The organism is Streptomyces sp. TRD_SC_5 (genome assembly GCF_056836825.1).
This window is the reverse complement of the sequence record NZ_JBWZZS010000001.1, coordinates 4,422,911-4,437,369: the sequence shown is the minus strand read 5'-3', so window position 1 is coordinate 4,437,369 and position 14,459 is coordinate 4,422,911. Positions and strand designations below refer to the sequence as shown.

11 protein-coding genes and 1 pseudogene are annotated in these 14,459 nt (G+C 71.2%); 4 read left to right on the top strand and 8 right to left on the bottom strand.

Annotated features, from left to right (window positions below; all coding sequences use genetic code 11):
- Positions 1 to 31 precede the first annotated feature (31 nt).
- The 4 genes from AC1P0E_RS20555 to AC1P0E_RS20540 all read right to left on the bottom strand — a co-directional run bounded on the left by AC1P0E_RS20555 (position 32) and on the right by AC1P0E_RS20540 (position 3,236).
- Positions 32 to 1,027 carry a nucleoside triphosphate pyrophosphohydrolase gene (locus AC1P0E_RS20555; protein WP_482743607.1) on the bottom strand — a complete coding sequence of 332 codons (996 nt, stop codon included), beginning with the start codon at positions 1,025 to 1,027 and terminating at the stop codon, positions 32 to 34.
- A 72-nt stretch (positions 1,028 to 1,099) separates the two neighbouring features.
- Positions 1,100 to 1,756: a SurA N-terminal domain-containing protein gene (locus AC1P0E_RS20550; protein ID WP_482743606.1), complete on the bottom strand. Its 657-nt coding sequence runs from the start codon at positions 1,754 to 1,756 to the stop codon at positions 1,100 to 1,102.
- Between the two features lie 71 nt (positions 1,757 to 1,827).
- On the bottom strand, positions 1,828 to 2,268 hold the full coding sequence (locus tag AC1P0E_RS20545) for a GtrA family protein (protein ID WP_482743605.1): 441 nt from the start codon (positions 2,266 to 2,268) through the stop codon (positions 1,828 to 1,830).
- Complete coding sequence (locus AC1P0E_RS20540) at positions 2,265 to 3,236, bottom strand: glycosyltransferase family 2 protein (RefSeq protein WP_482743604.1); 972 nt, start codon at positions 3,234 to 3,236, stop codon at positions 2,265 to 2,267. Before AC1P0E_RS20540 ends, AC1P0E_RS20545 begins: the two co-directional genes overlap by 4 nt.
- A gap of 200 nt (positions 3,237 to 3,436) precedes the next feature.
- Here AC1P0E_RS20540 and AC1P0E_RS20535 point away from each other — a divergent pair, with 200 nt between their 5' ends.
- Both AC1P0E_RS20535 and AC1P0E_RS20530 read left to right on the top strand, forming a co-directional pair.
- On the top strand, positions 3,437 to 6,082 hold the full coding sequence (locus tag AC1P0E_RS20535) for a YfhO family protein (RefSeq protein ID WP_482743603.1): 2,646 nt from the start codon (positions 3,437 to 3,439) through the stop codon (positions 6,080 to 6,082).
- A 63-nt stretch (positions 6,083 to 6,145) separates the two neighbouring features.
- The gene (locus tag AC1P0E_RS20530) at positions 6,146 to 7,057 is read left to right on the top strand and encodes a class I SAM-dependent methyltransferase (RefSeq protein WP_482743602.1); all 912 of its coding nucleotides are present in this window, start codon (positions 6,146 to 6,148) and stop codon (positions 7,055 to 7,057) included.
- Between the two features lie 18 nt (positions 7,058 to 7,075).
- Here the strand turns inward: AC1P0E_RS20530 and AC1P0E_RS20525 are convergent, their stop codons facing one another.
- The 3 genes from AC1P0E_RS20525 to AC1P0E_RS20515 all read right to left on the bottom strand — a co-directional run bounded on the left by AC1P0E_RS20525 (position 7,076) and on the right by AC1P0E_RS20515 (position 11,474).
- Positions 7,076 to 8,608, bottom strand: coding sequence for a serine/threonine-protein kinase (locus AC1P0E_RS20525; protein WP_482743601.1), 1,533 nt, complete (start codon positions 8,606 to 8,608; stop codon positions 7,076 to 7,078).
- The gene (locus AC1P0E_RS20520; RefSeq protein ID WP_482743600.1) at positions 8,605 to 9,243 is read right to left on the bottom strand and encodes a hypothetical protein; all 639 of its coding nucleotides are present in this window, start codon (positions 9,241 to 9,243) and stop codon (positions 8,605 to 8,607) included. The genes AC1P0E_RS20525 and AC1P0E_RS20520 overlap by 4 nt, the downstream gene beginning before the upstream one ends.
- Positions 9,244 to 9,392: 149 nt before the next feature.
- Positions 9,393 to 11,474 carry an N-6 DNA methylase gene (locus AC1P0E_RS20515; protein WP_482743599.1) on the bottom strand — a complete coding sequence of 694 codons (2,082 nt, stop codon included), beginning with the start codon at positions 11,472 to 11,474 and terminating at the stop codon, positions 9,393 to 9,395.
- A gap of 199 nt (positions 11,475 to 11,673) precedes the next feature.
- Between AC1P0E_RS20515 and AC1P0E_RS20510 the strand changes: the two genes are divergently transcribed.
- On the top strand, positions 11,674 to 12,525 hold the full coding sequence (locus AC1P0E_RS20510) for a DUF4190 domain-containing protein (RefSeq protein ID WP_482743598.1): 852 nt from the start codon (positions 11,674 to 11,676) through the stop codon (positions 12,523 to 12,525).
- A 121-nt stretch (positions 12,526 to 12,646) separates the two neighbouring features.
- On the opposite strand, the pseudogene AC1P0E_RS20505 reads toward AC1P0E_RS20510, so the two are convergent.
- Positions 12,647 to 13,140 (bottom strand): annotated as a pseudogene (locus AC1P0E_RS20505) (HNH endonuclease family protein); the annotation flags it as partial.
- 122 nt (positions 13,141 to 13,262) lie between these two features.
- Here AC1P0E_RS20505 and AC1P0E_RS20500 point away from each other — a divergent pair.
- On the top strand, positions 13,263 to 14,393 hold the full coding sequence (locus AC1P0E_RS20500) for a tyrosine-type recombinase/integrase (protein WP_482743597.1): 1,131 nt from the start codon (positions 13,263 to 13,265) through the stop codon (positions 14,391 to 14,393).
- Positions 14,394 to 14,459: the final 66 nt, after the last annotated feature.

Below are 14,459 nucleotides of genomic sequence, written 5' to 3'. Positions count from 1 at the left end.
CCGTGATCGGCCGGACAGGGTCCCGCGGGACCTATTCGGCGTGGCCCTCCGCCCCGCGGATCGCGTCTCGGTAGGTGCGGGCGGCGGCCCGTAGTGCCGCTTCGGGGTCGACTCCGGACGCCTCGGCCCGTACCGCCATGGCCAGCAGTTCGTAGCCGATGCCTTCGCCCGTGGGGAGGGGGACGTCGAGGTTCGCGGTGCGGGCCCGCGAGGCGAGCTTCGCGGCGAGGGCCAGGCCCGGCTGGCCGAGGGGTACGCCGTCGGTTGCCGAGTCGCGCTGCTTCTCGATCGCCTTCGTACGGAGCCAGTGCTCCTTGACGTCCTCCGGGGTCTCGGCGGTGTCGTCGCCGAAGACGTGCGGGTGGCGGTGGATGAGCTTCTCGACGATCGTGCCGGCCACGTCGTCGATCGAGAAGGGCTCGTCCGGGTCCTCCTGGGCGATGCGCGCGTGGAAGACAACCTGGAGCAGTACGTCGCCGAGCTCCTCGCGCAGTTCCTCGCGGTCGCCGTCCTCGATGGCCTCGACCAGTTCGTACGCCTCCTCGATGCCGTACTTCGCGAGGCCCTTGTGGGTCTGCTGCGAGGACCACGGGCATTCGAGGCGGATGCGGTCCATGACCTGGACCAGGTCGAGGAGGCGGGCGCCCGGCAGGTCGTAGGAGCCGGGCAGCAGTTCCAGGTCGGGCATCTGCACCCGGCCCGAGCCGGCCAGCCTCGACAGGCCGTCGGTCAGGGCCTGGTCGCCCTCACCGGAGGGCCCGGTCGGGATGACGACCACCGTGCGGTCGCCCTCGCACGCGTCGACCAGCTCCTGGGCGGTCGGGGCCGCGTGTTCGACGGCGACGCCCGCCTCGCGCAGATACGGCAGCTGCGGGTGGTCCGCGTCCGCGCACAGCACGCGGTCGGCGGCGCGCAGCGTCCGCCAGGCGGGCCAGGACAGGAGCCCCGGCGCGACGCGGTGGCTGGCGGTGAGGAGGACGATGCGCCCGGGGGCGGCCGGTGCGGGTGCGGATGCTTCGCTGGTCACCTGTCGAACGTACCCCGGCGGTACGACAACCCGCGGGCCCGCCCCCGGCGCCCGGCGGAACCCGGTGGGAACCTACGCGCCCGCCTCCGGCGCGTCCGGTGCCGCTTCCTTCGTCACCTGGGTGATCCACGGCGTCTTGTAGTCGCCCAGCTGCATCTTCTCGTCGTCCCACGTGCCGTAACGCGGGTTCACGTCGATGTCGAGCGCCTTCGACGCGGCGACGAACGCCTCGTTCACCTTCTGCTGGCCCTCGGGGGTGTTCGTCGCGCCGATCTTCGCGGCGAGCTTGCCGACCAGGACGTCCCTGCGCAGGGCGTCGTCGATCTGGTCCGGGGCGACGCCGCGCTGCTGGAGGTACATCGCGGCGAGCTGCTCCTGGCCGCCTGCCTGCTCGACCGCGTCCGCCCGCGCCTTCTGGATCTCCTTGCGGCTCACGCTCGCGTCGGCGTCGTCCGCGGCCCGCTGCACGATCCTGTCCACGATGAGGTCGTAGAGCTTGGCGCGGCCGAGCTGCCCGGTCGAGCCGATGAGCTGGGCGGACTGCGGCGATGTCTGCTGAGCCTGGCGTACGTCCTTGACCTGCGCCTGGAGAGCGGCAACCTCGATACGGCCACCGCCCACGACGGCCGCGGCTCCTGGATGCGCCTCGTTGCCGCACGCGGCGAGGAACGGCGCCGCGACCAGAAGCGCGGCGGAGACGGAGAGCGCGGTGCGACGGCGGCGGTGCAAAGGGTGCCTCCCGGCGGTGATCGTGCGGCATAGCAACGAAAGTGCGACGAACGACCTTGCGGTGATCGATGTTAGGCAGTCGGAGTGGTCCGGGCCACTGATTCGCCCAACGAGTCGTTCGTGTTCGTGGATGCGCTGTCCCGGGAGGGGCCGCCCAGCATGATCACGCGGGAGACGACGAAGGTGACCGGGATGGCGGCGGACGCGGCGATCAGCGGGGCGTACGTGCTGTTGAGGCCCAGGACGTCCACGAGGAGATAGACGCCGCTTGTCGTGATCACGAAGCCGGCCGCGTTGGTGAGCGGGAAGAGCAGAAACTTCCGCCAGGTGGGGCGCGTGTTGTAGGTGAAGCGGCAGTTGAGGAAGAACGAGCCGGTCATGCTGACGGCGAAGGCCAGGACGTGCGCGGCGACGTACGGCAGCCAGGGCAGAAGCAGCAGGTAGCAGGCGTAGTACGTCCCGGTGTTCACCACTCCCACCAGGGCGAACCTGACCAGCTGGCGACGGATCATCGGCGTACGAGCTCCCGGCTCTCCCGGTGAGGGGGCGCGACAGGCGCGCTTTCCACATTCGTCGCCTGCACCAGGAAGTGCGGGCGCCTTTTCACCTCGTAATAGATACGGCCGACGTATTCGCCCACCACCCCGATCATCAGCATCTGGACTCCGGCGAGCGCGGTGACGGCGACGAGCAGCGTCACAAAGCCGGGGGTCTCCACTCCGTTCACGAGGGCGACACCGACGATCCATGTCGAATACGCCATGGCGACGGCAACCAGCAGCAGGCCGAGATAGAGCGCGGCCCGCAGCGGCTTGTCGTTGAAAGAGATGAGGCCGTCAAGTCCGTAATTGAGCAGCTTTGAGAAGGTCCATTTCGAGCGGCCTTCCTCCCGTACAGCATTCTCGTACTCGAAGGTGACGGTACTGAATCCGACCCAGGCGAAAAGACCCTTGGAGAAGCGGTTGTACTCGGTGAGTTCGAGTACGGCGTCGACGCTGCGGCGCGACAGCATGCGGAAGTCACCGACACCGTCGACGAGTTCGACGTCGACCAGGCGGTTGATGAGCCGGTAGTACACACGAGCGGTAAGCGTACGCGTGACCCTGTCGCCCTTCCTGGTGCGGCGGGCCACGACCTGGTCGAAGCCCTGCTCGTGCAACGCCACCATGCGGCGGACGAGCTCCGGCGGGTGCTGGAGGTCGGCGTCCATGATGACGACGGCTTCGCCCGAGGCGTTGCGCAGACCGGCCAGCATCGCCGCCTCCTTGCCGAAGTTCCGACTGAAGGAGACATAGCGCGTGCGCGGATCGGATTCCGCGATCTCCTGGAGGATCGCGAGCGTACGGTCCTTGCTTCCGTCGTCGACATAGACGAGTTCCACCGGGTGGCCGAGATCGCTGAGCTCTTCCGTCACGTGCTCGTGGAAGCGGCGGACGATCCCCTCTTCGTTGAAGCACGGGACGACAATTGAGATGAGCACGGCTCTCCCCCGGTGGTCAGTCAGCTCAGCGAAGAACAGCCGTCGGACATGGCGGAGTCCGACTCTCCACGTGACGTGTCGGCAACCAATGCGTGAACTCGGCGCGCTTTGTGTGTTTTTAGGCGACCGCAGTGTCATTGAGATCTCTTTTTCCGTCACATGCTGGCTTATTCGGTATCGGGCGCAGTAGAAGGATCAACATGTCGAATACGGAAGCGGCCAGAGGCCGTGCGGCAGCGCTGTCCGCGCTGATCACGGTGGTCTCGGTGTGCGCCGGTGACGCGATCGCCCGCTCCTTTCCCTTCGGGCCGCGCACGCGTGCCGTCAATGACCTCGGCAACCAGTTCGTGCCGTACCACGTCCATCTGTGGGATCTGCTGCACGGGCGCGCGGACGGCGGGGCGCTGGTCAACTGGCAGTCCGGGTACGGCACAAGCTCCCTGCCCGACATCGGTACGTACGTCAGCAGCCCCTTCGCGCTGCTCGTCGGGCTCTTCCCGCGCGACGGGATCGACCTCGCCGTGTACGTGATCACCCTGCTGAAGATGGCGGCGGCCGCGGCCGCGATGACCGTGCTGCTGCTCGCCATGCGGCGCGCGGGCGGTGGTCCCTGGTGGGCCGCCGGGGTGCTCGGGTCGTCGTACGCGCTGTGCGGGTGGGCGGTCACCGAGGCCGTCTACAACCCGATGTGGATGGACGGCCTGATCGCGTTCCCGCTGCTGTGCCTGGTGGGCGAGTGGGCGCGTACGGGCGGCCGTCATCGCGTCCTGGGGCCGGTGATCGTGGCGCTGGCGTGGACCGCGAACTTCTACACGGCGTACATGGCGACACTCGGGGCCGGGCTCGTTCTGGTGCTGCGGCTGGTGACCGACGACGGCTCGGCGCCGGTAAGGGAGCGGCTGCGCGTACTGCTGCGCGCCGCCCGCACCACGCTGCTCGGGATCGGGCTCGCGGCGCCCGTGCTGGCCGTCGTCTTTCTCGGGTCGAGGCACGCGTACCCGGGCTGGACGCAGGAGTTCGCGCCGTCGGGCTGGACGGATGTGTTCGCGCGGGCGCTTCCCGCGACGTACAGCTTCTTCACGCCTGCGGGTTTTCTCGGCACGAGCGGGCTGGTGCTCGCCGGCACCCTGCTGTTCAACCGGGCGGCGCCCCGGCGCGAGAGGCGGGCGTGGACGCTGCTCGCGGTCGCGGTGGCGGTGTCGATGCAGTGGGGGCCGACGCATCTGGTGTGGCATGTCTTCGCGACGCCGAACGGCAGCCCGTACCGGCAGACGTTCGTACTGGCCGGCGTACTGGTGATAGCGGCCTGGGTGTCGCTCTCGTACGGCTGGCCGGGGCGGCGGGCGCTGCTCGGCGGGACGGGCGTGGTCGCGCTGCTGGCCGTGGGCGCGGCGACGAGCTCCCGGATCACGTCGTGGACGTACCCGCTCGTGGTGGCGGGGGTCGCGGCGACGGTGAGGGCGGTGGTGCTGGCGAGGCGTGCGGCCGGGCACAGCCGGGGCTTGTCCCCGGACCTCGCGATGCCCGGGCCCGGCGAGACGCAGGTGGCCCGCAGGACACCGGAGGACGGCAAGGCGCACGAGCTCCGCAGCGCGCACTGGCCCGGTACCCGGCGGCGCGGAGCACTCGCCGTGGCCGCCGCGCTGCTGCTCGTCGGAGCGCAGGTCGCCCAGGCCGCCCTCACCACCGCCCACGCCGACCGGCAGCGGCTCGCCAACCTCGACGACTACGCCCCCTGGGGCGACCGGCAGCAGGCGCAGGCGGACGCGGTGGCGGAAGCCGACGGGTGGCCCGCCTACCGGACCGAGCCGGGCCGGGAACAGACCACCGCCAACGACCCGTTGACCGTCGGCGGCCAGGGCGCGGCGTACTACAGCAGCCACACCCCCGACGTCCTCACCCGCACGCTCGCCGCCCTCGGCGCCGGCTGGACGTCCAACGGCCGCGCCGTCCAGAGCCTCGACAACCCGGTGACCGACGCCATCTTCTCCGTCGGCGCCCGCGTGCACATGCCGCGCGATCCGCATCAGCGCTGGTCACGGCCCGACGACCGCAAGGTGACGGTGACGCGCGCCGCCGTGCCGCAACTGGTCACGGTGCGCCCGCCCGGCCCTGAGCCGCGCTTCGTCGCCTCCCCCTTCCGCAACCAGGAGAAGCTCCTCGGCGCCCGCGTCTACACCCTTCCGCGCACCGCCGTGCGCGACGGCACGCTGACCGCCACCTGCCCCGCCCGCAGCGATGTCTTCCTCTGGGCCCCCGGCTTCTCCGGTACGGCGCGACTGGGCGGCCCCGCCGGTACGGAGACCGAGCTGCGCGGTGGCGTACCCGCGCGGCGCGCCGCGATGCAGCCGCTCGGCGCCGCCCCGGGCGACGGCCGCGTCGCGATCGCGCTGAAGGGCACGGGGGCCGGCAAGCTTCCGCGCGAGAGCGTCGGCTGCCTGGACCGGGACCGGCTGGCCGATGCGGTGGACGGCCTCAGATCCGGTGGCGCGACCTCCGTACACGTCACCGACAGCGGCGTACGGGCCGTGCTGCCGCCCGGCGCGAGAGGAACCGCCGTCTTCGCCATACCGCGCACAGCCGGCTGGGGCTGCCGCACGGACGGCGCGAAGGCCCGCCCGGCCGACTCGTATCTGGGGCTGACGGCCGTACCCCTGGACGGCCGCACATCGACTGTGACCTGCGAGTTCAGTCCTCCGGGGCTGCGCATCGGCGGGCTCGTGGGCGGGCTGTCGCTGCTCGGGCTCGTCGCGGTGGGTGTCCTGCCCCGGGCCTTGGCCCGGCGTCGCAGGAGCCACACGAAGACTTCACCCGAGGACCATCGGATCGTGGCCCGCACGGCATGAGCCGCGGCGTACGGTCGGCCGCCTGCCCCCCACCCACAGGACCGAGGCAAAAGGCGAAACCGCATGCCATCTCTCCTGAGCAACCGGCTGACGAAGTGGGCCCTCGGCCCCGTCGCCGCGCTCGTCGACCAGCGCATCTCACGTCACACCGCGGGGCTCCGCCGCGAAGTCGCCGAACTGCGGCGCAAGCAGCACGGCGTCAGCATGCTGCTCGACCGCACCGGTCGCGGCCAGCACCGCATGCCGACTCCCGACCAGATCGACACGCTCGTGCGCGAGGTCGCCGCCGCGACGGACGCCGGCGAGCGCGCCCGCCGCAATGTGACCGTCGCCTACCGCAATGTGGTGGCTCTGGAGGCGCTGGGCGTCGGCCGGATGGCGGGCGGTACGTCCAATGTGTGCGGCAAGCTCGCCACCGTACCGCTGCTGGCGCGGCCGGAGGGCAAGGACCGCGACGTCATCGAAGTACTGGAGATCGGCACGCTGCACGGGCTGTTCGCGGCCGCCCTGATGCGGATGCTGCACCGCACGGGCATCGAGGCGAAGCTGACGATCGTCGATCCGCTGGCGGGATCGCAGCTCCAGCCGGGCACCTCCGACTACGAGGAGCCGACAGGAACGCCGGTCCGCGAGGACGTCGTGCGGGCCAACCTGGCTCTCGGCGGCGGCCGTCCCGGCATCGGGGCGCGCATCCGGCAGGGCTTCTCGGGCGACCCGCAGGTGCGGGCGGAGGTCTCCGACCGGAAGTACGGCGTGATCGTCGTCGACGGCGACCACTCCTTCGAGGGCGTCCTCGCCGACCTGGAGTGGGTGGAGCTGATCGCCGCGCCGGATGCGGTCGTCGTCCTCGACGACTACGGCGACGGGCGCTGGCCCGGGGTCAAGGACGCGCTGGACAAGCACCTGGCGGGCGGCGACAGCCGGCTCACGATGGTGGGCCGGGTCGCCACGTCCGCCTTCCTGCGGGCCCGCTGACCCCACCCCGGCGCCCGGTCAGGCGTCCCGCATCCGCTGGTGGCGGTCGAGGGCTCGGCGCACCTCGGCCGGCAGCGGGTGGTACGGGCCGTACGTGCGCTCGGCGTCGTACAGCAGGCTCTGCAACTGGCCGTGCGCGGCCGCGTGGTCGCCCATGGCCAGCAGCAGGTTCGCTGTGCGGTGGCGGATGTCGAAGGCGCGGGCGGTGGCGTCCGTCGCTGTCGGGCCGCCGCCGTACTGGTTCTCGTAGTACGGAAGCAGGGCGCGGTACTCGGCGAGCGCCGCGGCCGGTTCGCCGAGCTGCTCCAGGCACTGCGCCGCGTCGAACCGGAACTGGAGCGCCTGCGGGTCGGCGAGGCCCGACTCGGCGGCGCGGTCGTCGGCGAGGCGGCGCAGCTCGGGCAGGGCGCGGCGGTACTGGCCGTCGTCCAGCAGGGTCGCGGCGTACTGCTTGCGCAGGATGCGCACGACCGGGGAGCGCTCGCCGTGCTGGGCGGCGGCCGCCGGGAGGATTCCGCCGAGGATGTCGACGGCCTGGGTGATGCGCCCCTCGCCGAGGAGCTGCTTGACCTCGTCCACCGCGCTCGCGACATCCGGCTGGGCCTGCGCGGGGGTGGGCTGGGCGACGGGCGGGGTGGTGGCGCGGTCGGGCCAGGGGGCGTGCGGGCGCAGGAAGGGGCGGGTGGGGTCGAGCGGCCCCGACGGTACGCCGCCGTGCGCCGGCAGCAGCGGGTCCAGGGCCTCGTAGACCTCCTGGGCGGAGGACGGGCGGTGCTGCGGGTCCTTGGCGAGCAGCCGCAGGACCAGCGCTTCGAGCGGCTCGGGGACGTCCTGGCGGAGCCGGCGGACGGGGAGCGGCGGCTCGTACAGGTGACGGTGGAGGACGCCGAGGACGGTCGATCCGGCGAACGGGACGTTGCCGCTGAGCAGTTCGTGCAGGAGGACACCGAGTGCGTAGAGGTCGGTGTACGGGCCGACCGCGCCACCCATCGCCTGCTCGGGCGCCATGTAGGCGGGGCTGCCGATGGGGGAGCCGGTGTGGGTGAGGCGGGTGGTGTCGGTGTCGAGTACGGAGGCGACGCCGAGGTCCAGGACGGTGATCGTGCCCTCGGGCTTGACCATGACGTTGCGCGGCTTGAGGTCGCGGTGGACGATCGGCACGGCGTGCACGGCGGACAGCACCGCGCAGAGCTGGGCGGCGACCGCCACGGCCCACGGCCAGGGGTACGGGTCGTGCTCGGCCAGGTGGTCGGCGAGGTCGGCGCCCTTGACGTACTGCATGACCAGGTAGAGGTCGTCGTCCTCGCTGCCCGCGTCGTGGACGGTGACGAGGCCGGGGTGATCGACCTGGGCGGTGACGCGGCACTCGCGCACGAAGCGGCGGCGCATCTCTTCGGCGGCGGTGGCGGCGGCCATCCGGTCGGGGCGCAGCAGCTTCACGGCGACGCGGCGGTCGAGGCGCTGGTCGTACGCCGTCCAGACCTGGCCCATGCCGCCCTGGCCGATGACGGTGGACAGCTCGTAACGCCCCGCGATGATGCGTCCGTTCACCGGTCCTGGTCACCCCGCTGGTCCTTGCGCAGGAGGTCGCTCAGCTCGTCGAGCTCGGCGCGGACCTGGTCCATGCGGTGGGGGTGTGGGTGGGGCTGCTGCTGTTGCGGCTGCTGCTGGGGTTGGGGTTGGGGCTGCTGCGGCATCGGGGTCGGCGCCGGGTCGACCACCGGGGTGCTCGCGTACGGGTTCGGGTAGCCGTACTGCGGCGGGGCCGCCTGCGGGGCGTACGGGGGTTGCGGTGCCTGTGGGGCCTGGGCGTACGGCCCGTACGGGACATGCGGAAGGGCGGCGCCCCGGCCCGTGGCGGCGATTCGCGCGTAGTACCTGATGTCGAAGACCAGGAAGTACGCGGCGCTTCCGGCCCCCACGAGCAGGATGCAGATCATGGCGATGTCTGTGCTGACGTTCTCCTCGGGCAGCGAGCCGACGACGGCGAGGGCCGTGATCACCACCGGCAGGCTCACCCAGGCGGCCACCCAGTCGAACCAGCGCCCGCGCAGGATCGCGATGCGGAACAGCGGAACGCACGCCAGAATGCCGCAGCTGAAGACGGAGCAGATGGCGAACAGCACACGCATGGTGATGACGACGCCGTCACTGCGGACTGGCGGCGTGTTGCCGGAGCCGTGCATGGCTGCTCCTGAAGACCTGGTGAGACGTACTGGGGACACTCGGACACTCGGTGCGGTAAAGCGCTTTGAGCGTATACACCGACACCGACAACGGTCCCGGGGTTGTACGCATCCGATGTGGCGCGGCTCACTCCGCGCTCACTCCGCGGCTACTCCGGTCGTACGGTGCCGTCCGTCAGGCCGTCGTACAGGCCCTGCACGAGTTGTTCGCCGAGCCGTCCCGCGCGCCGCAGCGCGTCCTCGAACTCCGCCAGCGTGCGGAAGCGTTCGCCGTACTGCCGCTGGTCGGCGAGCGGCAGCCGGGGCAGCTGGAGGCGGCGTACATCGAGCCGGGTCGACGTGGAGGCGTAGCTGCTGGCCTGGCGGTTGTTCGCGGTGCCGCGCAGGAACCCGGCGAGGAACCAGGGATCGAGGGCGGCCGGATCCGGGCGCAGCAGCTGGAGGCTGCGGCCGAGGGCCGCGCCCGCGGTGGCCTCGTCGACGACGCGGGCGACCGAGCCGCCGCCGAGCACGGGCACCACCACGTCGCCCGCCTCGACGAGCACGGGGTCTTCCGCCGGGCCGTCGGGGAGGGCGCCCGAAGGAGCGGCCCCGGCGAGCACGTCCTGCTCGGTGAGGACCTGTTCCCCGGAACCGGCTCCGGCGCCGCCCGCGCGCAGCGCGAGGGCCCCGGCCCTGGCGAGTTCACCGACGGTGGTGGTGGGCCAGCGCGAGGGCTGCGCGGGCTCCCCGGCGGGGGGCGTGAGTTCGGTGGTCTGCCGCAGGGTCTCGGCCAGCCGCTCCCGTACGCGCGCGAGTTCGGCGGCGCCTCCGCCCGCGGCCGGGGGCGGCAGGTGGCGGGCGGGGGCGAGGTCCACGTCGTCGTCGAGGAGCTCGATGACGGACACCGAGCGGCTGACACCCGGGCGTTCCTCGACGGTGCCGTGGCGGTCGAAGGTCTGCCAGGTGTCGAGGACGGCGGTGTGCAGGGCCTGCCAGTCGAGCTTGTCGCGGCCGGCGGCGGAGAGGTCGCCGGTGTCGACGAGCAGCAGGTCGTGGGAGGGCCGTCCCCCGGGCGCGGGCTTGCGCAGCACCCACAGGTGGAGCGGGATGCCGTACGGGGGCGCGGCGCCGGCGGGCAGCGAGACGACGGCGCGCAGGGCGCCCCGGCGCAGCAGGTCGGCGCGGATGCGACGGCCGGAGCGGCGGGAGGCGGCGGCGGGAGGCATGAGGAGGACGGCGGTGCCGCCCTCGCGGAGCCGTGCGAGGGCGTGCTGGACCCAGGCGAGTTCGGACTCCGTACGGGCCGGGAAGCCGTACTCCCAGCGGGCGTCGTACGCCAGCTCGTCGTGGCCCCAGTTGCGCTCGTTGAACGGCGGGTGACAGAGCACGGCGTCGGCCGCGAGCTGCGGGAACGCGTCGGCGCGCAGCGAGTCGGCGGCGGCGACCCGCACTTCGGTGGCGGCGGTCTCGGTCTGCAGGGCGAGGCGCAGGGCGGCGAGCGCGGCCAGGTCCGGGTCGGTCTCCTGACCGTGGAGGGCCCGCCCCTCCTGGGCGCCGGCGGCCTGTGAGTCCACGGCCTTGGTCCCGGTGGCCTGCGCGGCGGCGCGCAGCAGGGTGCCGGTGCCGCAGGCCGGGTCGAGGACGGTGCGAGGGCTGCCCACGAGCGCGGCCATCAGGGCGGCCGGGCCCGGCGGGGTGAGTGTGTACTGGCGCGGGTTGGCATCGAGGTGACGGCCGAGCAAGAACTCGTACGTCTGGCGGGCGCCGCACTCGGCGGCGAGCTCGGCGCTCGCGCGCAGCAGGGTGACGGATGCGGCCAGCTCGGGCGTACCCGGGGTGTGAACTGCGCGCCGGGGGCCGAAACGGGGGGCGAGGATCTCCTCCAGGGCGGCCGGCAGAAGGAACGCGAGCTTCTCGTCGGAGACCGCGGAGAGCTGGAGCCACGCGGTCGGTCTGTCACGGACGAGCAGGAGCACGCAGCCCGCGTGGATCAGGGCCGGGACGGGGCCTGCGGGGTGGCCGGCGAGCTGCTGCCAGACCCGCTCGCGCAGGGGAACTTCGGCGATTTTTCCCTGGCCGCGCAGCCACTGTTCGACCTCGGCGAGGGCGAAGGCGGGGCTCGTTTCGGTGCCGCCGACGGGTTTGGGGAAGTCGGCGTGCCTACGACGCCAGTTGCTCACGGCGGCGCGGCCGACCCCGGCGAGCCGGGCGATTCCGGCGGCGGTCACTTCTGCTGCGTTGTCCGACACCGGCCGGCTCCTCTCGTACACCTGCGCCTGCTTGTGACCCGAGCATACCGGTGCACGCAAGAGCGACCCCTTCACGGCGTGAATTCAACTCTCCGCGTGAATCATGTTGACTCGGTTCACAAGCTCTGCTGTGATTAACCCATCGCAGCAGAACGGGGCGGCAGGGCAGTCCCGCACACACCTTGTCCGGAGGACATCCATGTCTCAGTACACGCAGCAGCCTCAGTTCCCGCAGGCTCCGACGCCTGCCGCACAGGCCCGCAACGGTCTGGGCACCGCCGCCCTGATCCTCGGCATCATCGGCGCTCTGTCGGGCCTGATCCCGTTCTTCTTCTGGCTCGCCGGCATCCTCGGCATCATCGCCCTGATCATGGGCCTGGCCGGCCGGGGGCGCGCCAAGCGCGGCGGAGCCACCAACAAGGGTGTCGCCCTGGCCGGCGCCATCCTGGGCCTGATCTCCCTGATCATGTCGGTGGTCGGCGCGGTGATCCTGTTCAAGGCCGTGGACGACGCGGTGGACGACATCAACAAGGCGACCAGCGGCTCTTCGGCGAGCAAGGAGTCGGGCGACGGCTCCGCGAAGGGCAGCGACAAGGGCAAGGACAAGAACAACGGCAGCGGCAAGGGCTCGGGTACGAGCGGCGACAAGGGTGCGGATTCCGACACGCTGGCTGCCGGCGACTCGGCCGTCTATGACGACAAGCTGACCCTCACCATGTCCGCCCCCGAGGCGTACTCCCCCGGCGAGTACTCGATCGGCCACACCGAGGGCAACAAGGCCTACAAGGTCACGCTCGTCATCGACAACGCGGGCAAGGAGAAGTTCGACGCCGCCCTCGTCACCGCCGATGCCCGCGCCGGCGAAGAGGGCGTGAAGGCCGAGCAGATCTTCGACGACAAGGTCGGCGAGGTCTTCACCGGCACGGTCGCACCGAGCAAGAAGGCCACCGTTGTGTACGCCTTCGACACCCCGGCCGACGCCAAGAACCTGGTGGTCGAGATCTCCCCCGACTTCTCCCACGACGCCTCGCAGTGGGACCTGAAGCTCTGATTCACAGCAGGACCGCAGTACCGGGGAGGCCGTCGGAGGGGGACGGCCTCCCCAAGGGGCGTCACACCGTCCGGCCCACTCCCGCCCAGCGCGAGTGGGCCGGACGCTTTCACAGCACGCTTCAGCGCCCGAAGCGGGCCGGCGCCTCCGTCGGACCGCCGCCCGAGGGCAGCCGCTCGTCCGGACACCGCGACAGCACACTCTTCATGGCGTCCCGCTCGGCGCCGGTCACCCACAGCTGGTACTTCTGCTTCACGGCGACCTGCCGGGCCACGTACACACAGCGGTACGTCTTGTTCTTGGGCAGCCAGGTCGCCGTATCGCCGTCGCTCTTGCGGCGGTTGGCGGAGGAGTCGACGGCCAGCAGGTTCAGCGGGTCATTGGCGAACGCGACCCGCTTGCGGGGCTGCCACTTCTGGGCGCCCTTCTGCCAAGCGTCGGAGAGTGCCACGACGTGATCGATGTCGACCTTGCTGCGCCCGCGCACGTACGTGACGCGCTGCCCGGTGTACGGATCCTTGATGAGCGTCCCGGCGGCAACCTTCAGCCCTCGCCCCCGCCACCGCCCTTGAGACGTACGTCTGCCAGATCCCGCTTCAGTATGTCGTCGCGGGTTATCTGCAGCTCCTTCATCGATGCGATGCACATGAGGCACAGCCGTAACCCATTCCTGTCCCTCGCCGTTATCGGTCATGCCGTGAGGCACATGAGCGACATCGGAGGCAGGAAGCAGATCCATGACGTTATGCACAGAGAAGGCCGTCTCGCCCACCACCGGCGAGACCACCTGGCTCCTGGTCGACGAGGAAACGTACGCACCTCACCCCGAAGCCCGTGAGTTCTCCCTGTATCTGCGCGGAGCCGGGCGGTCACCGCAGACACAGCGCGCGTACATCCCCAGAATCGGCCGCTTCCTCAATTGGTGCGCAGAGCGAGGCACCGACTGGAGGACCGTCCGGCTCGGGGACATGAGTCTGTTCAAGTTCCACATCGAACGGACACCGACCCAGTACGGACGGCCTCCGTCCGGCAAGACCGTCAACGCCACGCTCACGGCGGTGTGTGAGTTCCTCCGCTTCTGCGCCGTCCAGGGGCACGTGGATCACGAAGTCGCCGCGCGTCTCAGCGAGCCGCGCTTCCTCGCCCACGCCCCGGCCGGCTTCGATCCTGGCGAGGGCGGCCAGCACCTGATGGTCAAAGCCCGCGCCCTGAAGGCGCCGGAGATCGAGCGGGCACCACAGACGTTCACTGGCGTCCAGACGGAGCAGATCATCGACGCCGCTCGCACTGCGCGTGACCGGCTGCTGCTGACCGTCCTGGTGGAAGCGGGCCTTCGCATCGGCGAAGCCCTTGGACTGCGGCGTGAGGACATGCATCTACTCCCCGACTCCACGCACTTGGGCTGCCGAACCGGTGGCGCGCACCTGCACGTCAGGCCCCGTCAGGACAACGTCAACGGGGCGCGGGCCAAGGCCGGACGCCCTCGCATGGTCCCACTCACACCGGAAGTGGTGCACCGATACCGCGATCATCTCGCCGAGCGTGAACAGGTAGTCGACGCCGCCGACTGTGACTACGTCTTCCTCAACCTCGTCGGCGTCCACGCGGGGCGTCCGCTCTCGTACTCCAATACCAAGCAAGTGATTGAACGGATCGGGAGGCGCTGTGGTCTGACCGCCCGGCCGCACATGATGCGGCACACAGCCGCCACCCGCTGGATCCGCAACGGGGTCGCCCCGGACGTCGTGCAGACCCTTCTGGGGCACGCCTCCTCGGCGAGCACGGCCGTGTACCTGCACGCCCAGGACGAGGATCTCCGCGCAGCCGTCGCGGCCGTCGAAAATCTCGCGCCGGAGCTACTGCGATGACCATTGCGCTCCTCCGCTCCGCTGCCGTTTCTTCCGTCCCCGGCGTTCCGGAGTGGCCGTCATGGC

Coding starts and splice junctions, on each gene's coding strand:
- AC1P0E_RS20545 (WP_482743605.1), bottom strand. CDS start 2,268: ATGATCCGTCGCCAGCTGGTCAGGTTCGCCCTGGTGGGAGTGGTGAAC.
- AC1P0E_RS20535 (WP_482743603.1), top strand. CDS start 3,437: ATGTCGAATACGGAAGCGGCCAGAGGCCGTGCGGCAGCGCTGTCCGCG.
- AC1P0E_RS20530 (WP_482743602.1), top strand. CDS start 6,146: ATGCCATCTCTCCTGAGCAACCGGCTGACGAAGTGGGCCCTCGGCCCC.
- AC1P0E_RS20520 (WP_482743600.1), bottom strand. CDS start 9,243: ATGCACGGCTCCGGCAACACGCCGCCAGTCCGCAGTGACGGCGTCGTC.
- AC1P0E_RS20510 (WP_482743598.1), top strand. CDS start 11,674: ATGTCTCAGTACACGCAGCAGCCTCAGTTCCCGCAGGCTCCGACGCCT.
- AC1P0E_RS20500 (WP_482743597.1), top strand. CDS start 13,263: ATGACGTTATGCACAGAGAAGGCCGTCTCGCCCACCACCGGCGAGACC.